The sequence below is a fragment of the Acinetobacter sp. AHP123 genome (assembly GCF_023757925.1).
In the GTDB taxonomy this organism is placed as follows: domain Bacteria; phylum Pseudomonadota; class Gammaproteobacteria; order Pseudomonadales; family Moraxellaceae; genus Acinetobacter; species Acinetobacter oleivorans.
On the sequence record NZ_CP092454.1, the window covers coordinates 1,130,147 to 1,151,726 of the forward strand.

Here is a 21,580-nt window from a genome sequence, read left to right on the forward strand (position 1 = left end):
TAAAAAAGATTTTCTAAACTAAAATACATTGTTACTTATTACATTAATTATTTCATTATTGCCAAGTCTAAAAACATCTTTTTATATTTTTCTACCAAGATCACAAAACTCTCCCACTCTCCTGTACTTTTTATCATTTTGACGAATTAAATTAAGTAGCTAACAATAAGATTTTATTTATATTTTTTATTTTGCCATGAAAAAATTTCTATGGTGGGGGTTAAGCTTATGTCTATGCATAGGCTTTCAAACGACGAGCTTTGCTCAAAATAATCTAGCAATGGATTCCTCTAATCAACCTTTAAAGTATCGAATTGCTTTTATTGATCCACGATTTCAATTAACTCGAGAAAAATTTATTGAGGTTAGCCAACAAGCTGCCGAAATATGGCACAAAGAGACTGGAAAAACCTATTTTATTTATGATTCACAAGCTCAGTTGGCAATTAACTTAATTTATGATGATCATCAACTAATGAAAAGCGAGCAACAGGAAAATTTGAATGCACTTTTGCAAAAGCAGGAAGTATGGCGTCTTAAAAATGAAGAAATTATTTTAAATAAACAAGAGATTGATCAGATATCGTCTGATTTAAACAAAAGAAAGATCAATCTGAAAGCTGAGTTTGAGCAATATCAACAAGACGTAATACGCTTTAACCAAGGAGAACATCGATATTATCGTGCCGATGAGCTAAAAGAGCAGCAAAATCAACTCCAGCAAAAATCTGGAAATCTACAAAACGAATCAAACAGTTTAAATTATAAAATTCAATTGCTTAATATAAAAATTAGGGAGCTCAATCAGGAGCAAAATGATTTAAGCTCTTTAAAAACACAATTCAAACTAGAACAAAAAGCCAGTATTCAACCCTTCCATAAAGGCTTATTCAGCCAAAACCAAATTCAAATTTACGGTTACGCTTCTTTAAATGATTTACGTTTAACCCTTGCCCATGAGTTTGGCCATGCATTAGGACTAAAACATACTACTGATCCTAAATCATTAATGTATCCACGGTTAAAAGAGCAAGATATCCATAATTTCAAATTAACAGATTCAGATTTAGAGTTATTAGGCTCAATTTATAGCTCAATTAGGGAAAATCATTAAAGTTAAATAATTAAAAAAACTAAATAAAACCAAACTAAATGAATTTTTTCTAAAAAATAATTTGGCATTTGGTAAAAAATAATGAGACTAAAGTCTCATTTATTTATTTGAATCGTACGTTTTTTGATTGATTTTTCACTTTATATTCTTATAATACGTTTTTTTTAAATCTCCCCCCTTCAATTATGCGTTTAACATCTTTGTTATTAGGCGTAGCCTTTGCTTTTTCTAATTTTCAGGCTAATGCTAATCTTGCTACTCCAGCTCACACTCAAATTCAGCAAAAAGCAGGTCAACATTTGACTTACAAAATTGCTGATATTGATCCACGTTTTGGTTTAAGCCAAGACCAATTAATTCAAATTAGCCAACAAGCTGCGGACATTTGGAAGCAAGGTACTGGACAGGATTATTTTACTTATGATCCAAATGCAAAGTTAGAAATTCGTTTAGTTTACGATAATAGCCAGAGTCGTTCTGAACAGCGTCAAAAAATTGCTGCTCAGTTTCAGCAAGAACAGCAACGTGTAATTGATGAACAGCAACAAATTAAGCAATTGAAACAAACTCTTGGCCAAACTCAATCTGACCTTGAAAATAAGAAGCAGATTTTGAATGGCAAATTGAAAAATCTTGACGAGCAAATGATGCAGCTTAACCAAGGCAAATTAGCACCTGAATACAGTGCTAAATCTTTGGCTAAAACTCAGAAAGATTTGCAAAAACAAACTGTTGCTTTAAAGAAAGAAATTGCTGCATATAATGAGCAAGCTAAAGATTTAAATGTCAAAGTTACTCACTTTAATCAGATTAATAATGAGTTCAACAATTCATTGACCCAATTTAAGCAAAATGCCCAAGCTGATGTCTTTAAAAAAGGTATCTATAATGGCAAGCAAATTGTGATTTATGAGTTTAAGTCTATTGATGATTTACGTTTAACGATTGCTCATGAGTTAGGACATGCGCTGGGTTTAAAACATAGCGATCAACCAAATGCATTAATGTACTCAGTACGTAAAGATGGTGACAGAAAAGTCACTGGTCTTACAGATGCTGATCGTGATCTATTAAGTGCTCTACCTCAATAATTAAGGACTTAATATAAAATGATGTATCTATTTCTAGGTAGATACATCGAAATTCATATCAAAGTCATGTTATTGTGGTCATAAGAGCTAACTAAAATAGAATGGAGATCAAGATGAGTTACTATCATATCCTGATTGAAGTAAATGATCATATCAGCACAATTGAACAAACACGTGATATTGAACTGTTTGATATTATTGAAATTAAACCATACCTCCATTCTATTCTAATTCCCTTTTTCAATGAGCATGAAATCGAGCTTGAAGATGAAAATATCGAATATAAAGATATTCTACATCTTGAAGTGAAACAGACTCTGTTACCGATTGAACATTTAATTGAAGAAGAACAGAAGCAATTACCAAGTGATACAGATGTTACGATCACTGCGTATGAAATCTTTAATGATCGAGATTTAAGCCAAGATGTCACTTCAGTTATTTTTGATATTTTGGAAGCGGTAAAATTAGATTAGCAATCTAATACAAATACTTATAAAAAAGGTCTGCACATGCAGACCTTTTTATTATTTTCAGTTTATTGCATCATTTTTTGGGCTTGTTCTTGGCGAAATGCGCGTAAGATTTGTTGCCCTGCTCGTCCTGATGGATTTAAACCTAAACGAGTTTGCTCCTGACGAATAGCTACACGGGTTTTATCCCCAATAAGACCATCAACTGCACCAATATCGTAGCCGCGATTAATCAAAAACTGTTGGATTTCACGACGTTCCGCGCGTGAAGTACCTGGATCATCAGTTGGCCAAGATGTTGCAAAAGGACGAGCGCCTTTTAAACGATCAGATAGATGGGCAATTGCAAGACCATAACTTTCCGCTGCGTTATAACTGTAGATAGCATCAAAATTCTTAAATACTAAAAATACTGGACCATTTACACCTGCCGGTGCCATTAAACCTGCCGACGTACTGCCAGATAAAGCCCCTTGAACAAGTGGAGAGCCGTCAATTCGAGTTACACCTCGTGCACTCCAGCTACTTAATGCTTTCTTTGAGCGTCGCCCTTCTCCATCAATTGACATGCCTTGAGGAACTTTTACTTCAAAACCCCATGGCATTCCTGTTTGCCAACCAGCTTTATTTAAGAAATTAGCCGTTGATGCCAATGCATCTGCAGTACTCGATACTAAATCGCGACGACCATCTCCATCAAAATCAACAGCTAAACGTTCATAGGTCGATGGCATAAATTGCGTATGTCCAAATGCCCCAGCCCAAGAACCTTTCAGTTGATCTTCGGTTAAATCACCGCGCTGTAAAATACGCATGGTGGCAAAAAATTCAGTACGGAAATAACTTTGTCGACGACCTTCACAACTTAAAGTTCCGAGCGCTTGTAATAAAGGATATTTTCCAGAAATATCACCAAAATTACTTTCTACACCCCACACTGCCACAATTGTTTCTGGTGGCACGCCGTAGGTTTGAGAAGCTCGATTTAAAACATCGCGATATTGCGCCAGTTTTTGTTTTCCAAGCTCAACACGCTCTTCATCGACTAAGCCAGAAAGATAATCCCAAATTGGTGTCGAAAATTCTGGTTGATAGTTTAATTTATCAATAACTGAATAATCTGGAGTTAAGTTTTGAGTATAACGGTCATAAGTTGTTCCCGAGACTCCCGCAGCAATTGCTTGAGAACGTAAATTTGCCAAACAACTTTGGAAATTATTATTAGGCGTATAATCTTCGCTAGTTACTACTGGAACAGTAGCATTGCTAGATATTGTAGAACCATTAATTACGAGCTCTGCTTGAGCCTGAGTCATTGCTAAAAATACAGAGCCAACAATACAAGAAAAACGTCGCATATTATCCCAGTTTCAATTTTTGAATTTAAATTTTTAAGTACCATACCATTATGAGTCTAAAATTTCAGAGAGAAAACGTAAATTTGAATTCATAATCTCTTCTTTAAATTCATTTCCAGTGTTTTAAATTCAAATTTCTCACTTTATTTTGAATTTAAAACTTCCCCTCATTTGCATCACCAGTTTTGAATTCAAAAGTCTTACTTTAAATTTAAACTATAACGCAGGCGTTTCTGTGGATAAACTTATCCACAATTTAGCAAAAACAGCACTATTTATTGATTCCATTCTATATTTCATCATTCTTGATGACACGAAAAATCCAATCAACCAAACAATCTATATTTTTAAATTCAAAAATCACGCAATAATTTAAATTCAAACTTACCGTGTTATTTTAAATTTAAAACACTTCAGCAAACACCACTAGTTTTGAATTCAAAAAACATGAGCTCTATCATCAGCTACAAATCAAACTCTCTTGTGGATAACCAACTTTAAATTCAAAACAATCAAGCTTCACTTTTTAAATTTAAAAATACTGGCAATATTTAAATTCAAAAATTCCTATAAAAAGTTATCCACAAACAAGAAATTACTCAGGATTTATTATTTTTTAAATTTAAAAGATAAAAAAAGCGATCCGAAGATCGCTTTTTTTAGAATTAGAAATGCTTTAGAAGGTCATATCCGCTGTTAAAGCGAGTGGTTCTGGCAAAATTTCCGCTAATTGACGGCATAATTTCGTCAATTCATTACTATCCACAGGCATTAAAGTGATATGGCCTAACTTACGGCCAGCACGTTCTGACTTGTTATAAAGATGTAGATGAGCACCATTTAAGGCAAGTACATCTTCAGTTTTAGGATGTTGACCAATAATATTGATCATAACCGTTGGGCGAACAACATCTGTTGAACCCAATGGTAGTCCTGCAACAGCTCGAATGTGGTTTTCAAACTGAGAACAAACAGCGCCTTCAATGGACCAGTGACCTGAGTTATGCACACGTGGTGCCATCTCATTTGCACATAAACCTTGTTCTGTCACAAATAGCTCTAGAGTTAACACACCTACATAGTTGAGATGATTCAACAAACGAGTAATGTAGTCTTGAGCTACAGGTTGCAAAGCTTCGCTATTCGGCGCTGGAACAATTGAATGCGATAAAATGCCATTATGATGGTGATTTTCAGCCAGTGGCCAAGTTTTTACTTCACCATTTTGGCCGCGCACCGCAATAATCGAAACTTCACGAGAGAATTTAACAAAGCTTTCGGCAACTAGACTTTTTGCAGGACCAAGTTCAGCCCAAGCAGTATCAATCTGGTTTTCTGAACGAAGTACAAACTGACCTTTACCGTCATATCCACCAGTTGCAGTCTTAAGCACAATCGGTAAACCAAGCTCAGCAACAGCCTTTTTCAAGCTTTCTAGACTATCTACAGCACGATACGGCGCAACAGGAATAGTAAGCTCATCAAACAATGCTTTTTCTGACAAACGATTTTGCGCAGTTGCTAAAGCCACACGGGGAGGGTGCAATGCTTTGGTTTGTGTCAAAACATCCACATCTTCAACGGGCGTATTTTCAAACTCAAGACTGAAAACATCAGCACTTTCAATAAACTGCTTTAAACCTTGCTCATCTTGACTAGAAAAGACTTGGCCTAAAACACATGCTGGACAATCTGTATTTGCTTCAAAAAAAGTACACTGAATATTTAATGGTAATGCTGCTTGAGCCATCATTCGGCCCAGTTGCCCACCACCAAAAATACCGATAGTTTTATCCATCTCAGCCTCTTACACCTGACCCGGAATATTTTTGCTTGCAACTTTATCAGTTTGCGCAGCACGGAAATCAGCAACATTTTTTGCGATTTCAGGACGAGTTAAACCTAAGATTTGTGCCGCCATGATTGCAGCATTCGTCGCGCCAGCTGGACCAATTGCTAAAGTACCAACGGCGATACCAGCTGGCATTTGTACGATCGAAAGCAAAGAATCTACGCCATTTAAAATTGATGATTTAACTGGCACACCCAAAACTGGTAAATCAGTTTTTGCGGCACACATTCCAGGTAAATGCGCTGCACCACCTGCACCAGCAATAATCACTTGAATACCACGATCACGCGCAGTTTCTGCGTATTCAAATAAACGATCTGGAGTACGATGAGCAGATACCACTTCCGCTTCAAATGGGACACCAAGCTGTTTAAGCATATTGGCTGTGTTTTCGAGAGTTGCCCAATCAGATTGAGAACCCATAATAATTCCAACGAGAGGTTGAGCGTCTTGTGCTGCGGCCGCATTCATTGCTAATGTTCCAGAGACAAAAGTAAAAGAAGATAAATCTCGACGAGAGCCAAGTTTTAAATGGTTCGGAAACCCATTATTATAGACTGATTTTTCATCTCACGAAAATTTAACTGACCAGCTCTGCGAATATTTTTAATATCATCAAAAAATGTCATGGTTTAACAATGACACATTCTCAAATTTTATTAATATTATTTAAACATCCTGCAAGATAAACAGGCATTTGGAAGAGCAATTGCTTATTGCAAAGTAGAATAAATCATTCAATGCAAGCTATTGCAACTTACTGGCTTCTAAATACGAAGTAGACACAGCCAAATAAACATACCATCGCCCACAAATAATCCAGTTTAAATGGTTGTTTAAACAAGAAAAGCATAAACGGTACAAACACAATCAATGTGACCACTTCTTGTGTAATTTTCATTTCACCGAGCAACCAGCCTTGCGCACTCAACATACGAGTTGCTGGAATCATAAAACTATATTCAAGCAGAGCTATAATCCAACCGAATAAAATCGCTTGCCAAAGTGGAGCATGGTGCAAAAATTTAAGATGCCCATACCATGCAAGTGTCATAAAGCAGTTAGAAATAATTAATAGCGTAAAAGCTAAAACCGTTGGGCTCAAAGGCACATCCTTCATCTTTACGATGATTTAAGTATTCTAAAGATACAAAACATTATAAAAGATAAAACTGTAATTCAGCTTAAATCGAAAAAATAAAGATGTGCTTTTCTCAGGGCCTCAAACACATAGAACAACAACGATTTTTGACTATCTTTTCGAGTTTAGCCTTGCTATCGTTGCTGGCAAATTTATCAATAATGCACACACAGTCATTCATACGAATATTGTGTACAAAAGCAGTGGAGAAGGCGAGCAATGCATCTGCATATCTTGGGTATTTGTGGCACTTTTATGGGCTCTTTAGCACTTTTAGCTCGTGATTTAGGACATAAGGTAACCGGTTCCGATTCAAACGTTTACCCCCCAATGTCTACCCAGTTAGAAAACGCAGGCATTACCCTCATGCAAGGCTACGACCGTAGTCATTTACAGCCTCACCCAGATTTAGTGATTGTCGGAAATGCCATGAAACGTGGTATTGATGCCGTGGAATATATGCTTAACGAAGGTTTGCCATATATTTCTGGTCCTCAGTTCCTTGCCGATCACGTTTTACAAGGTAAACATGTGCTTGGTGTAGCAGGAACTCATGGTAAAACCACGACTACTACCATGCTGGCTTGGGTACTTGATCAAGCTGGTTTAAATCCGGGCTTTTTAATTGGTGGTGTCCCACTTGGTTTTAGCGAAAGCGCTCGTTTAGGTGGTGGAAAATACTTCTGCGTTGAAGCCGACGAATATGACTCAGCTTTCTTTGATAAACGTTCTAAGTTTGTTCATTATCATCCCAAAACGGCGATTTTAAATAACCTTGAATTTGACCATGCCGATATTTTTGATGACTTAGCCGCGATTCAAAAGCAGTTCCATCATCTTGTGCGTACCATTCCAAGTGAAGGGCGTATTATTGCGCCAATTACTGAAACTCATATTGATGAAGTGCTTGAAATGGGTTGCTGGACACCAGTGATTCGCACAAGTTTAGAAGCGAATGAAAAAGCTGCTTTATCTGCTGAATTAATCTCAATTGATGGTAGCCATTTTAAAGTACTCGAAAATGGCAATGCCGTTGGTGAAGTTAAATGGACCATGACAGGGCAACATAGCGTAGCGAATGCTTTGGCAACGATTGCAGCCGCTCAACATGTAGGTGTTGCACTTGAAACGGCTTGTGAAGCTTTATCTAACTTTGGTGGTGTAAAACGTCGTATGGAGTTACTTGGTACAGTCAATGGTATTGAGGTTTATGATGACTTTGCTCATCACCCAACTGCAATTGACACCACTTTAGATGGCGCACGTAAACGCTTAGGTGAACGCCGTTTATGGGCCATTATTGAACCACGTTCAAATACAATGCGTATGGGCAGTCATAAAGATGGCTTGGCACATTCAGCACGCTTAGCAGACGATGTCATCTGGTACCAGCCAGAAGGTTTAGATTGGGATTTACAACCCGTGATTGCAGCTGCTTCTAACCGTGCTCAAGTAAGCCGTTCTCTTGATGAAATTATTGAACGTATTGTCAATGAAGCAGGTGAGGGCGATGCCGTTGTGATTATGTCTAACGGTGGCTTTGGTGGCTTACATCAAAAACTTATGAGCGCATTAAAAGCGAAAGCTGCTTAACTTCCGCTTTAGATGATTCAATAAAAAAACGGGTTTCAAATTGAGACCCGTTTTTTTATATCAATTATTTTTAAACTTTTTCTGGCTCTATATTGGCCATAAATTTATTAGAAACCATTAAACGCAAACTATAGACAATACCCATCGCAAAAACGCTATATCCCACGTTATTACAAATAAACGGAATACATAAAATAATGAGCGCTGTGATCGGGTAAAACCATTTGCTGATTCCCGTTAAACATTCAAACTCGTATAGTACCCAAATACAGGTGGTATAGAGAACCACACTCACGGCAACCACTACTCCCATATATAAATCGGAAATATGGGCATGATGGGTGGTAACATCTACAGCGGCAGCAAGCGCAGCCCCCACTGCAGCAATACTGACAAAAACAAAATAATGGCCATACCCCCAAACAAAAGGACGTACACCCTTAAAGTGATAGTGTTGTTCGCTACGATCAAAATAAGCCCACCACATTGCGAACATCAACATCAATCCACCGATCATTAAGAACACGGCTGGAATATTCATTGACTGAGCGGCTAAGGCATCACGTATTGCATTAAAACTACCGACAATTGATTCACCCAGAACAATAATCGTGAGTAAGGCATAGCGTTCTACAATGTGATGAGGATGCCACGGCGTTGGTGAATATTTTTCTGCATAGATAGGAATAAATAACTCCATCGCAACCAGAAATAAAAATAAAGGAACAGATAGCATGTGTCCAAAATTAGCAACGAGCCAACCCACCTGAACTAATACAATACCTACAGCATAGCGATACGCAGTAATTCGCCGCTCAGGATCATGTTTTGCTGCACGTAACCATTGGGTAACGAGTGCCATGCGCATGATTACATAACCAATAATGATGATGTCAAAATCCTGACTACGAAATACATCAGGAATACCTGCGGCCATCACCAATGACCCCACAATCTGTACAAAGGTAAGGCATCGATACAATGCATCATCGTTATCGTAAGCTGAAGCAAACCACGAAAAATTCATCCATGCCCACCACAGCGAAAAAAATACCATCAGGTAGCTTGGTAATGCATGCCAGAGGTGATTTTCAATAATCGCGTGATGTAACTGCTGACCCGCTGTTGCAATCGCGACCACAAAAATTAAATCGAACAATAATTCGAGGGGAGTTGCTGCTCTATGCGGCTGTTTTGGATCTCTTGGAGATAGGGGCCTCAAACTTAATTTTTTCTGTTTTTCTTGAGTAGTCATAAAATAACGTTCTCGAATAAAGTGCCAACACGTTAACACTTTAATATTAACGCCCAGAACACGCATTAAAAAATATCTAGACCTGCTGTTTAATCTTTACTCACAAACAAACTATATTTCATTTTTGTGACAATTCTTTATCAAGACAATAGGCTTAATTCTTTATCATAGCCCACGTTTTTTTGTTCTTGTTTGGAATATGAATGTCTTTAGAAACACTCAACCTTAGCTTATTCCATGTGATTAATGGGGCTCAGGATGCGAGTCAATTTATCATTCGTCTTGCTATCTTTTTTGCTAATGATCTCCTCTATATTCTTTTATTCATCCTTACATTTTTATGGTTCTATGGTGATCAAGATTTAAAAAACAGGGTTATCAAATCTGTGTTTTTGACCTGTATATCGCTTTTGGTAGGTTATGTTATTTCTCTGTTTTATCATCACTCAAGACCGTTTGTGATGGGTGTTGGCACCACGTTTATCGAGCATGCGCCAACAGCATCTTTTCCAAGTAATCATATGCTGATTTTCAGTACCATTGCTCTGTCTTATTTGTTTGCTCAGCGCAAAATGATTGGAATTATTCTTTTATTCTTATCATTTGTGGTGGCGTGGTCACGTATTTATTTAGGTGTGCATTTCCCTTTAGACATGTTGGGGGCTTTTATTGTTGCGCTTGTGGTCAATACGGCAGGTTATTACTTCTGGAATGCTTACGGTACAAGTTTGACCACATTCTTTATTCACCTTTACCAAATTATATGCAAACCACTTTTAGACCGGGGTTTGATTAAATAATCCGTAGATCTTTTTTTATATTAAAACCACGAGATTAAGTTCAGTTGCGTAATATAAAAAAATCTGCCATTCTATGTGAAATTGGATATGTTTTATCCAAAACAGAATTTAGTTTGACAAGGGGAGTAGCCTCCTCCAAACATAACAGCAATGTTATGTGTCAGATATCGTCAATACACTTTTATTAAAAAGTCGGTATCTGAGCATCGTGAAATTCATGATGTAGGCAAGACCTTGATCATGTTGATACAGATGTTTTAATTCATCTGGCAACTGGTCGAGGTTTTTTTATGCCCGATTGCCAGATGTGAGGAGGATTTATGGAAACAATCGGCAATCTATGGCTGTATATAGCATTCTTTGGCATTGTCATTGTCATGCTTTTAGTGGACTTTTTAGGCTTTAAGCAAAAGCAAGGTCAGGATGTCTCAATTAAGCAAGCTGCTTACTGGAGCGTGGCGTGGGTAAGCGTCGCGGTCTTATTTGGTGGTGGTTTATGGTTGTATCTACAGCAAACGGCTGGTGTGACCTTAGCAAATCAAAAAACCATGGAATACTTCGCAGGTTACTTACTTGAAAAGTCCCTCGCAATTGACAACGTTTTCGTCTGGTTAATGATTTTTGCGGCATTTGCTATTCCAGCTGCACTACAACGTAAAATTTTGCTCTACGGCGTATTAGGCGCAATCGTACTGCGTACTCTGTTTATCTTTATTGGCGCATGGTTTGTTCAAGAGTTTTCATGGGTGCTTTATATCTTTGGTGCGTTTTTGGTATATACAGGCTTCAAATTCTTAAAGGGCCAAGAAGAAGAAACCAATATTGAAGATATCAAAGCTCTAAAATGGTTACGTAAGCACATGCGTATTACGCCACAGCTTGAAGGTGACAAATTCTTTGTACGTCAAAATGGTTTACTGTGGGCAACGCCGTTATTTTTAGTATTGATTTTGGTTGAAGCTTCAGACGTGATTTTCGCAGTAGACTCTATTCCTGCTATTTTCGCGGTAACCAGTGATCCATTTATTGTTTTAACAGCGAACTTAATGGCAATTTTAGGCTTACGCGCAATGTTCTTCTTGCTTGCTGGCGCTGCTTCTAAACTGCATTACTTACCGTATGGCTTAGGCATCATTTTATTGTTCATTGGTGCAAAAATGTTGTTGCTTGATGTATTCCACATGCCAATCTGGATTTCGTTAAGCTTTATCGTAATAGTGTTAGCAATTACCGCTTATCTCTCTTTACGACACAACAAAAAGCAATTGCAGTCTTAATTCATCCTATAAAGGGATCTACATAAAAAAGCACTTTTAAAGTGCTTTTTTATTGGGTCTTGCTTGCGATCAATCAGTGCATTTTAAGTACTTAACAAATAATAAGCTTTCATGTTCAAAGCTAAATTAGAACAAAAATTCAAAAATACAATTAAATAAGTTTATGTATTTTAATAATTTTACTCTTAACTTCTTTATTAAAAATCAATCTTGGCAAGCTCTTTGCATTTCCTAAAAAGAAAAAAGCCTAGATTTTAAGGGCTCGCGAGAGCCCTGATTTTTTTAAGGAGTGATGCCATGAATGCTATTCCAACTTTAACGCCCCTTGCAATGCCGTGTAACAGCAGTTTTGAAGAAAAAGATTGGGAAATTTTATCTACTCACTGGTATCCGGTTGCCCGTATTCAAGATGTCTCTACTGCACCACAAAGAGTGACGTTATTAGATGTGAATATGGCCCTATATAAGACAGAAAGTGGCGAAATTCATCTGGTCCGAGACATTTGCCCACATCGTGGTGTGCCTTTAACCAAAGGGTGGGTAGATGGTGAAGAAATTGTGTGTCCCTATCATGGTCTACGCTATAACACCGAAGGGAAGTGTACCCAAATACCAGCTCAACCTGAGTTAACCAAAATTTCTGATCGTTTTTCTCTGACCAAATTTCCAGTTGTTAAACGATATGGCTTGATTTGGACCAGTATTCAAAGTCGGGATGTTACTCGAGCTAATATTCCAGTATTAGATACTTGGGAGCATGCAGAACATCAATCAATTTTACCGCCTTTTGTCGATATTGGCGGTTCTAGTGGACGTCAACTTGAAGGGTTTATCGATGTCGCACATTTTGCCTGGGTACATCACAATGCCTTTGCGAATCGAGAGAATCCTATCGTCCCTAAATATCACACCGAACGCACCAGCTACGGCTTAAAAACGGTCTATATCAGCAATGTCAGTAACTATCCACACGAACTAAAACATCTCGAACCAGAAGGCTTTTTGTGGAAGCGCACCTTTGATGTTTATCCACCTTTTTCAGCCGTGCTTACGGTCGATTTTCCAGAAGGTGGGGTCTTAAAAATCTTGAATGCTTGTTGTCCTATCTCAAGTAATAAAACCCGTTTATTTGTTCCACTTACCCGTAACTTTGACCAAACAGGGGATTTAGAAAAAGTATATGCATTCAATGCCCAAATTTTTGCAGAAGACCAAGACATGGTCGAATCACAAAAACCAGAAGACCTGCCGCTTGATTTAATGATGGAAGCACATTTTGAAGCAGACCGTTCATCAACGACTTATCGACGGATTTTGGCTGAATGGGGACTAAGTAAACGTTATACCGTTTAAATATTGGCTAAGTGGGGTACAATCAATCGAAAAAAGTGAAAATATAAAGGCTTTCCATGTCATTGATCGCAAATACCACCGTTGTGCGTGGTCGTTTTTTAGATATCCAGCAAACCGTCTCTGAGCCAACTGATATTCCAAATCAAGTGCGTTATTTAGAAGATGGTGTACTGATTAGTGAACATGGAAAAATCAAATGGTTGGGTGCATGGGAAGAAGCTCAAACGCATCTTCCTGCTGGAGTAGAGGTTCAACATTACCCAGAACAATTGATTGTACCTGGCTTTATTGATACCCATATTCATTTTCCACAAACCGAAATGGTGGGAGCTTACGGCGAACAACTTTTAAGCTGGCTCAATACCTATACTTTTCCCACTGAAATCCAGTTTCAAGACAAAGCATATGCAAATGAAATTGCACAATTCTTTGTTCAGGAACTCTTAAAGCACGGTACAACCACGGCCCTCGTTTTCTGTACAGTTCATCCTGAGTCTGTTGATGCTTTATTTGAAGCCGCAGAACGCGTTCAGATGCGTTTAATTGCCGGTAAGGTACTTATGGACCGCAATGCCCCTGAAGCGCTTTGTGACACGCCAGAAACGGCTTACAGCGACACCAAGGCACTCATTGAAAAATGGCATGGTAAAGGTCGCGCTCTTTATGCGATTACACCACGTTTCGCACCAACGTCTACACCAGAACAATTAAAAAGAGCAGGGCAGTTAAAACAAGAATTTCCAGATGTTTATGTACATACTCATTTAAGCGAAAACAAAGATGAAATTGCTTGGGTGAAATCTTTATTTCCAGAACAAACAGGCTATTTAGATGTTTATCAACATTATGGTCTGACTGGTAAACGTTCTGTGTTTGCTCATTGCGTTCACTTAGAAGAGAAAGAATGGCAATGTATGCATGATACGCAGTCGGCTATCGCATTTTGCCCAACGTCGAACCTGTTCTTAGGTAGTGGTTTATTCCCATTGAAAAAAACTTGGGAAAAGCAAGTGAAAGTAGGTTTGGGGACAGATATCGGTGCTGGTACATCGTTTAGTTTGCTGCAAACTGTTAACGAGGCTTATAAGGTCCAACAGTTACAAGGCGATAAACTTTCAGCTTATGAAGCACTCTATCACGCGACACTAGGCGGAGCAAAAGCGCTTGATTTGCAGGATAAGTTAGGCAATTTCAACATCGGTAAAGAAGCAGACTTTGTGGTACTCAACCTTAAGCCAACTGCACTACAGCAACTTCGCCAGTCTAAATCCAAATCTGTTGAAGATTCGTTGTTCGCATTATTCACTTTAGGTGATGACCGTAATATTGAGGCGACTTATATTTATGGAAACCGTGCTTATCAAAAAGAAACAGCCTAATAAAAATCGGGCCGTTAAGTTTTTGTTATTATTTGGAATATGTGCTCTTGTATTAAAGCGGGATCGACATATTGCTCAAAATGATAAAACTTCAGAGTCATCAAAGGGTGCATGAAACATCATTTTGCTTTAAAATTTTACCATTAACTCAGATTTTAGAGGTGTTGCAGGTCAACACCTTTTTTATTTTTCTTTTATATCTTGTAGGAATCTGACATGACTGTTGCAATGAGCATCATGATTTCAACCGAAGAAATTCAAGCAAAAGTCAAAGAGCTCGGCGAGCAAATTAACGCTCACTATGCAAATAGCGACAAAGAGTTAGTCCTGATTGGGCTACTGCGTGGTTCTGTTATTTTCATGGCAGACTTGTGCCGAACGATTACCAAACCGCATGAACTCGACTTTATGACAGTGTCTAGCTACGGCGGCGGTACGACTTCAAGTCGAGATGTTAAAATCTTAAAAGATCTTGATGGTGAAATTCGCGGTAAAGATGTACTGGTCGTTGAAGATATTATCGACTCAGGTAATACCTTAAGCAAAGTTATGGAAATGCTGCAAACTCGCGAACCAAATTCGATTCAATTGTGTACGTTAGTGAGTAAACCATCTCGCCGTGAAATTGATCTCGAAGTGAAATTCTTAGGTTTTGAAGTTGAAGACAAGTTTATTGTGGGTTATGGATTAGACTACGATCAAAAATATCGCCACTTACCATTTATTGGCGAAATTGGTTTATAAATTTCAAAAAAAATAGCACCACGAGGTGCTATTTTTTTATATAAAACTTTAGCTTCGAACAAAAAAGACACAAAAAGTCGCAATCTGCTACAGACAAAATAGATGACTCTGCCGCACGATAGAATATGAAGCAAAATCATTAACTTCATCAAAAAAACAACTGGAGAACAAATATGTGGTCACTCATTGTCGCTATTGTAGTTGGTTTCTTTGCTGGCTTAATCGCTCGTGCCTTACATCCAGGGGATGATAAAGCAGGTTTCATCGTAACCACCCTAATTGGTATTGCAGGTTCACTTCTCGCCACTTATGGTGGTCGTTTACTTGGCCTTTATGGAGAAAATTCAGCTGCGGGCTTTATTGCATCTGTAATTGGTGCAGTCATTATTCTCTTTATTTACAATTTAATTGCACGAAAAAGTTAATGACTTTTAGGCAGTAAAAAAGCACCTGATGGTGCTTTTTTTAATTCATTTTATAGACCTAATTCTTTCCAAACGGCTTGAATTTCTTCGGCAGATCGAGCGCCTACCAGTTTAAATCCATTTGCAAAAATTAAGGTAGGAGTACCATTAAAACCTAGTTTCTTTCCAAGCTCTAAATTACGATCAATTGGATTAGCACAGCTTGCCACTGTTGGTTTAACACCTTGTTGAATCAGTTTTTTCCATGAATAGGATTGAATTGGTGCACACCACACCTGTCTAGAAACAACAATCGACTGGGGTTTTAGAGGATAAATGAACGTGTAAATAGTCACATCTTTCAGCTTATCGAGTTCAGGTTCAAGCTGCTTGCAATAAGGGCAGTTTGGATCAGAAAATACTGCTAGAACATGCTGTCCATTACCTTTAACCGTTTTAATCGCATCTTTTAAAGGTAATTGTTTCCAATCAATTGAGTTCTGTCCTAACACCAGATCTTTGGTCAAATTCTTCTGATCTTTTAATCGAATCATAGAACCAACAAGCATATGCTGACCATCTTCACCAATATAAATAATTTGTTGATCAAGATTAGCGCTATATAGCCCTGGCATTTCGGTTTTCTGAATATTGCTAATTTTCAAATTAGGATATTGTTTCTTAATATTTTCCCTAACAGTATCTACATTAGCGAAACTCACACTTGCAGTTAAGCTAAATAACGCCAATATTCCTAATTTTTTAAGCATAAAACCGACTCATAGGTAGGAGAGGAGCTCATTTTAATCAGTTCAGCTTTCGAAAACAGAACTGATTACCGAGTTATAACCAAACTGCCACTCATTTATGCCAATGTTTCACGTGGAACATAAGCAGGTTTTAGAATATTAATTTCTACCGATATATGCACAATTTCATCATGAATTGATAAAGCCTGACGAATCTGGTCTGCGGTTAAAGAAATATCATCAGTTTCGAGCGCTAAAATACAAGAAAACTTACCTTTTGCGACTTTCCAAACATGAATATCCGTAATTTCAATGTGTTTAGGAAATTCAGCAATCACTTCACGAATTTCTTCAACCACAGGATGGTCCATTTCTGCATCTAAAAGGGTTTTTCCTGTCTCTTTCATTAACCCAAGAGACCATTTTGCAACCAAAATAGCACCTAAAATTCCTAAAAGTGCATCTAAAAAATCCCATCCAAAATATTTACCCGCACAAAGCGCAATAATTGCAAAAACAGAAGTTACTGCATCTGCAACCACATGTAAAAATGCAGCTTTTTGGTTTAAATCGTGATGATGTCCATGATCATGCTCGTGATGGTGATGGTGATGGTGATGGTGATGGTGATGGTGATGGTGTCCATCATCGTGAAGTAACCATGCGCAAATCAAGTTAATGATCAAACCTAAAATTGCAATCGGAATAGCTTCATTATAAAAAATCTCAACTGGATTAAATAAACGTTGTATCGACTGAAAAGCCATAAAAATGGCAACAACCATCAGTAAAATTGCACTGCTATAACCCGCTAAAATCTCGATTTTCCAAGTTCCAAAACTAAACCGATGATCTTTGGAATAATGACGAGCTACACGATAAGCAAAATAGGCTAAACCGAGTGCCAACATATGTGAACTCATATGCCAACCATCAGCCAGAAGCGCCATTGAATTGAAAAACCATCCACCCAATATTTCTAACACCATCATGGATGCCGTTAAAATCGTTGCAATCAAAATACGTTTTTGTGCAAGTGGATTTCCTTCATCAAACTGATGTTGATGATGACGTGATACACTATGATCCTGCATAAAATTTAAACCCAATATACTCCATACCAGTATATTGAATTATACAAGAGAACACAGATGAGTCACATTAGTCAGGATAAAAAAATAGTTAATCGTGTAAAACGACTAAAAGGGCAAATTAATAGTATTGAGCATGCCGTTGAACAGCCTGATATTTCATGCATAGAAATACTGCAACAAGTTGCTGCCATTAAAGGTGCGATAAACGGTTTGATGAGTGAATTGATGGAACAACACTTACATCACCATGTGCTCAAAGAAGCACAAGTTGATCAGAATGAGTTAGATGAGTTTTTAAAGGTTCTAAAAAGATACGGTTAACGAGGTGACTGAATGACACAGCCATGTGCATCATTCAGAGTTTTTTTAATTATTTTCCAATACAAAACGAACCAAAGATTTTGCCTAATAGGTCATCAGCGCTAAAGTCACCAGTAATTTCACCTAAAGCATTTTGAGCAAGGCGTAATGATTCAGCAACGAGTTCACCTGCGTTAAACACAACAAGTTGCTCATGTGCTTCTGAAAGATAGAGCTGTGTGCGCTTCATTGCGTCTAAATGACGTGTTCTTGCAATAAAGGTGTCTTCCTCAGGGTGGAAGCCTGCATGCGCTGTAATCGCATCTACGAGGCCTTGTACGCCCATCTCTTGTTTTGCTGAAACTGTAATATGACGGAACCCTTGAAAATCGTTTATTTCAGCTAATTGACCAGTTAAATCGCATTTATTGCCAATTAACATTAAGCGACGCGGTTCAATGTGTTCAGCAAAATATTCTTGAGCAAGTTTTAATGGGTCATCGCCTTGATTTAAATCATAAACCAGCAATAACAAATCAGCTTGTTCAATTTCTTTAATTGCTCTGCGAATCCCTTCTTTTTCAACAATGTCACCTGTTTCACGTAGGCCAGCTGTGTCTGTTAAGGTGATTGGTAGGCCATTTAAGCTAATTTTTTCATGTAAAACATCGCGAGTTGTACCAGCAATATCGGTCACAATTGCGCGTTCAACGCCAGCAAGCGCATTCAACAAGCTGGACTTACCTGCATTTGGTTTACCTGCAATAACGACTTGCAAGCCTTCACGTAGTAATTGACCTTGTCGTGCAGATGTTTGAACGGCATGTACCGAGTGCTGAACATCTTCAAGTAAAGCTAGAATCTTACCGTCTGCTAAGAAATCGATTTCTTCTTCAGGAAAATCAATTGCAGCTTCAACATGCAAGCGTAAATGGATCAGTTTTTCTAAAACCGTATTAATTTTTGTTGAAAAAGCGCCTTGTAGAGAACGAACGGCAGAGCGTGCTGCAGCTTGCGAAGTCGCATCAATCAAGTCGGCAATTGCTTCTGCTTGCACCAAGTCCATTTTGCCATTTTCAAAAGCGCGCATGGAGAATTCACCAGCTTTTGCAGCAATTGCACCAAGCTCAAATAGACGTCCCAGCAAGGCATTTTGAATGACTGGACCACCGTGACCTTGTAGCTCTACAACATCTTCACCTGTAAACGAGTGGGGATTGGGAAAGCATAGAACAATCCCTTCATCCATAATGCTGCCATCAGCATCATAAAACTTACGAAAACCTGCCATACGTGCTTCAGGCAAGTTTTTCTGTGTCAGGTTTTGAGCAATCTCATAAGCTTTAGGTCCCGATAGGCGAATCACGCCCACACCACCACGCCCTGGTGGCGTTGCAATTGCGGCAATCGTGGTTTGACTTTGCATATTATTCACCTAAAAACCTAAAATCCAGCCAAAGAAAAATCCGCCTAAGATTACCATCTTAAGCGGATTTATTCAGCAAAAGTTCAACGATTAAGAAGCTGATTCAGTCTTATTTATACGACTTTTTTCAACGCTCTTGTTAATAAACGACTGCTGTAAAATAGTAATACTGTTGTTCACAATCCAGTACAGCACGAGACCTGCTGGGAAGAACAACATAAATACCGTGAACATAATCGGCATAATGCGGAACACTTTTGCCTGCATAGGATCAGCGGGTTGCGGGTTCAACATTTGCTGCGCAAACATCGTAGCACCCATGATTAACGGCAAGATGAACCAAGGATCCATTGCTGACAAGTCTTGAATCCAGCCTAACCACGGTGCGTGACGTAATTCTACACTTTCCATGAGTACCCAGTACAAAGCAAGGAAAATTGGCATTTGTAGCAACAATGGTAAACAACCTGAAAGTGGATTCACTTGTTCACGTTTGTATAAAGCCATCATTTCTTGCGAGAAGCGCATACGGTCTTCACCGAACTCTTCTTTCATGCGTTGCATTTCTGGTGCAATCACACGCATTTTCGCCATAGAACGATAACTTTTTGAAGATAGAGGCCATAAAATCATCTTCACCATCACGGTAAGTAAGATGATTGACCATCCCCAGTTGCCCACAATGCTATGGAAGAATTGAAGACCTAAGAACAATAACTTGGCAATCGGCCATAACCAGCCATAATCAACAGTCTGATTTAAGCCAACCGCTAAATCTTTTAATTCAGATTGTACTTTCGGACCTGAATAAAGTTTTGCGTCCACTTCCATTGAAGTGCCTGCTGGAACATTAATCACTGGTGAGGTAAAACCAATGATATTCATATGATCAGCAGATTGACGAGATTCAAGTTTAGCTACATAAGGCTGACCATTCGCTTGAGTCAGTTTAAGATTCCCAGGAATCCAAGCACTTACAAAATAATGCTGAACAATCGCAACCCATCCACCTTTCGCTTCAGTATTTACTTTTTCTTCTGAGAAATTAGCAAACTTAAGCTTGTTGTAGTGTGAATCAGGTGTTCCCCAAGCTCCACCTAAGAAAGTTCCTAGAGTGAAAATACCTTGAGAAGATTTACCAGGATCATCAGAGTTATCACGCTTTAATTGTCCAAACATCTGACCTTGCCAGCTTTGTTGGCTACGGTTAATCACTTGATGTCTTACAACAATTGGATATTGCCCTTGAGTAAAGGTGAAAGTTTTAATAATTTCAACGCCTTCAGGTGTTTTAAATACCATCGGAACGTTTAAAACTTTTTCAGATTGACCCTTTTGATCCTGTACACCCTTAGCATCAGCCAAAGTATATGATGTTTTTTCAACCGCATATAATGGACGACCACCACGACTGCTATCTGGTCCATTCAAACCAATTAAGCCAGATTGAGCAACATATGTACGCTTGGCATCATTTTCAAGCATAACAAATGGCTGATCGCTGTCTTTGCTTTTGTCGTGTGAGAGTAATTCAATACGAACAATATCACCACCTTTTGGATTGATCCAAATATGGTAAAGGTCAGTTTGTACTGAAATAAGCTGTTGATTCACAGGTGCAGTTGCATCTGTGGTTTGTGACTGCGCAATATTTGCTTGTGGCACATCGGAAGCCACTGTTGCATTTTTAGCATTTGGCAAATCAGCAGATACTTCATGTGAACTTACAGCCGCCGCTTGTTTTTGCGGTGCAGTTGCAGCATTTCCATAATCTTTTTGCCAAGCCAAAATGAGCAAATATGCGGTGACAAACATGGCCCCGAGAATTGCAAACCTGGCCCATTGTTGCATATCTATTACCCCAAATGGTTAGAGAGATTTTGCTTCAGTAAACGATCACGAAAGGGTACAGCAACATGATGCGTTTGAGAATCTATTTGATGAAACGAAATAAAACGAATTGCTTTTGGCGGTACCGGATCATATCCAGATCCGCCCCACGGATGACAACGACAAATTCGTTTAGAAGATAACCAAACGCCTTTGATTGCACCATGAGTTTGCAATGCTTCTATCGCATATTGGGAACAGGTCGGGATATAACGACAACGGGGTCCAAGAAGCGGACTAATCGCAATTTGATACAGTCGAATCAACCAACGTAGAAAACGAACCAT

General features: G+C 38.4%; 20 protein-coding genes and 1 pseudogene. 11 read left to right on the forward strand and 10 right to left on the reverse strand.

What is annotated here, in order from left to right:
• Positions 1-196 precede the first annotated feature (196 nt).
• From MJX77_RS05390 to MJX77_RS05400, 3 genes and pseudogenes are all read left to right on the forward strand, one after another.
• Positions 197-1,114 (forward strand): matrixin family metalloprotease, encoded by a 918-nt coding sequence (locus MJX77_RS05390; protein WP_252060726.1) that lies wholly within the window; start codon positions 197-199, stop codon positions 1,112-1,114.
• A gap of 111 nt (positions 1,115-1,225) precedes the next feature.
• A pseudogene (locus MJX77_RS05395) lies at positions 1,226-2,205 on the forward strand (M57 family metalloprotease).
• A gap of 101 nt (positions 2,206-2,306) precedes the next feature.
• Positions 2,307-2,681 carry a hypothetical protein gene (locus tag MJX77_RS05400; RefSeq protein ID WP_003656007.1) on the forward strand — a complete coding sequence of 125 codons (375 nt, stop codon included), beginning with the start codon at positions 2,307-2,309 and terminating at the stop codon, positions 2,679-2,681.
• 62 nt (positions 2,682-2,743) lie between these two features.
• Here the strand turns inward: MJX77_RS05400 and MJX77_RS05405 are convergent, their stop codons facing one another.
• From MJX77_RS05405 to MJX77_RS05420, 4 genes are all read right to left on the reverse strand, one after another.
• On the reverse strand, positions 2,744-4,036 hold the full coding sequence (locus MJX77_RS05405; protein WP_252060727.1) for a lytic murein transglycosylase: 1,293 nt from the start codon (positions 4,034-4,036) through the stop codon (positions 2,744-2,746).
• A gap of 676 nt (positions 4,037-4,712) precedes the next feature.
• A complete protein-coding gene (locus MJX77_RS05410) occupies positions 4,713-5,834 on the reverse strand; it encodes a 5-(carboxyamino)imidazole ribonucleotide synthase (RefSeq protein ID WP_252060728.1) in 1,122 nt (373 codons plus the stop codon).
• 9 nt (positions 5,835-5,843) lie between these two features.
• Entirely contained in the window at positions 5,844-6,359 is a 516-nt protein-coding gene (purE, locus tag MJX77_RS05415) for a 5-(carboxyamino)imidazole ribonucleotide mutase (RefSeq protein ID WP_002115451.1), read from the reverse strand.
• 286 nt (positions 6,360-6,645) lie between these two features.
• Positions 6,646-7,008 carry a DMT family protein gene (locus MJX77_RS05420; RefSeq protein ID WP_014207671.1) on the reverse strand — a complete coding sequence of 121 codons (363 nt, stop codon included), beginning with the start codon at positions 7,006-7,008 and terminating at the stop codon, positions 6,646-6,648.
• 240 nt (positions 7,009-7,248) lie between these two features.
• On the opposite strand from MJX77_RS05420, the gene mpl reads away from it, so the two are divergent.
• Positions 7,249-8,622: a UDP-N-acetylmuramate:L-alanyl-gamma-D-glutamyl-meso-diaminopimelate ligase gene (mpl, locus tag MJX77_RS05425; protein ID WP_174746256.1), complete on the forward strand. Its 1,374-nt coding sequence runs from the start codon at positions 7,249-7,251 to the stop codon at positions 8,620-8,622.
• A gap of 70 nt (positions 8,623-8,692) precedes the next feature.
• Here the strand turns inward: mpl and MJX77_RS05430 are convergent, their stop codons facing one another.
• Complete coding sequence (locus MJX77_RS05430; protein WP_252060729.1) at positions 8,693-9,943, reverse strand: low temperature requirement protein A; 1,251 nt, start codon at positions 9,941-9,943, stop codon at positions 8,693-8,695.
• A gap of 137 nt (positions 9,944-10,080) precedes the next feature.
• Here MJX77_RS05430 and MJX77_RS05435 point away from each other — a divergent pair, with 137 nt between their 5' ends.
• The 6 genes from MJX77_RS05435 to MJX77_RS05460 all read left to right on the forward strand — a co-directional run bounded on the left by MJX77_RS05435 (position 10,081) and on the right by MJX77_RS05460 (position 15,855).
• Entirely contained in the window at positions 10,081-10,677 is a 597-nt protein-coding gene (locus MJX77_RS05435; RefSeq protein ID WP_151768078.1) for a phosphatase PAP2 family protein, read from the forward strand.
• A gap of 320 nt (positions 10,678-10,997) precedes the next feature.
• Positions 10,998-11,954 (forward strand): TerC family protein, encoded by a 957-nt coding sequence (locus tag MJX77_RS05440; protein ID WP_013199302.1) that lies wholly within the window; start codon positions 10,998-11,000, stop codon positions 11,952-11,954.
• A 297-nt stretch (positions 11,955-12,251) separates the two neighbouring features.
• The gene (locus MJX77_RS05445; RefSeq protein WP_252060730.1) at positions 12,252-13,307 is read left to right on the forward strand and encodes a Rieske 2Fe-2S domain-containing protein; all 1,056 of its coding nucleotides are present in this window, start codon (positions 12,252-12,254) and stop codon (positions 13,305-13,307) included.
• A gap of 56 nt (positions 13,308-13,363) precedes the next feature.
• Positions 13,364-14,686 carry a guanine deaminase gene (gene guaD, locus MJX77_RS05450; protein ID WP_252060731.1) on the forward strand — a complete coding sequence of 441 codons (1,323 nt, stop codon included), beginning with the start codon at positions 13,364-13,366 and terminating at the stop codon, positions 14,684-14,686.
• A gap of 216 nt (positions 14,687-14,902) precedes the next feature.
• Positions 14,903-15,430, forward strand: a complete 528-nt coding sequence (gene hpt / locus MJX77_RS05455; protein ID WP_004795560.1) for a hypoxanthine phosphoribosyltransferase — start codon at positions 14,903-14,905, stop codon at positions 15,428-15,430.
• A gap of 173 nt (positions 15,431-15,603) precedes the next feature.
• Positions 15,604-15,855, forward strand: coding sequence for a GlsB/YeaQ/YmgE family stress response membrane protein (locus tag MJX77_RS05460; RefSeq protein WP_000269732.1), 252 nt, complete (start codon positions 15,604-15,606; stop codon positions 15,853-15,855).
• A gap of 50 nt (positions 15,856-15,905) precedes the next feature.
• Here MJX77_RS05460 and MJX77_RS05465 read toward each other — a convergent pair whose 3' ends face one another.
• Positions 15,906-16,604, reverse strand: coding sequence for a DsbC family protein (locus MJX77_RS05465; protein WP_252060732.1), 699 nt, complete (start codon positions 16,602-16,604; stop codon positions 15,906-15,908).
• Positions 16,605-16,699: 95 nt separating this feature from the next.
• Positions 16,700-17,692, reverse strand: a complete 993-nt coding sequence (gene dmeF, locus MJX77_RS05470; RefSeq protein ID WP_286089235.1) for a CDF family Co(II)/Ni(II) efflux transporter DmeF — start codon at positions 17,690-17,692, stop codon at positions 16,700-16,702.
• Positions 17,693-17,734: 42 nt separating this feature from the next.
• On the opposite strand from dmeF, the gene MJX77_RS05475 reads away from it, so the two are divergent.
• A complete protein-coding gene (locus tag MJX77_RS05475) occupies positions 17,735-17,998 on the forward strand; it encodes a metal/formaldehyde-sensitive transcriptional repressor (RefSeq protein ID WP_252060734.1) in 264 nt (87 codons plus the stop codon).
• Between the two features lie 49 nt (positions 17,999-18,047).
• On the opposite strand, the gene mnmE is transcribed toward MJX77_RS05475, so the two are convergent.
• The 3 genes from mnmE to yidD all read right to left on the reverse strand — a co-directional run bounded on the left by mnmE (position 18,048) and on the right by yidD (position 21,580).
• Entirely contained in the window at positions 18,048-19,403 is a 1,356-nt protein-coding gene (mnmE, locus tag MJX77_RS05480; protein ID WP_252060735.1) for a tRNA uridine-5-carboxymethylaminomethyl(34) synthesis GTPase MnmE, read from the reverse strand.
• A gap of 90 nt (positions 19,404-19,493) precedes the next feature.
• Positions 19,494-21,254 (reverse strand): membrane protein insertase YidC, encoded by a 1,761-nt coding sequence (gene yidC / locus MJX77_RS05485; RefSeq protein WP_004795565.1) that lies wholly within the window; start codon positions 21,252-21,254, stop codon positions 19,494-19,496.
• A 5-nt stretch (positions 21,255-21,259) separates the two neighbouring features.
• Positions 21,260-21,580 carry a membrane protein insertion efficiency factor YidD gene (gene yidD / locus MJX77_RS05490; protein ID WP_003656027.1) on the reverse strand — a complete coding sequence of 107 codons (321 nt, stop codon included), beginning with the start codon at positions 21,578-21,580 and terminating at the stop codon, positions 21,260-21,262.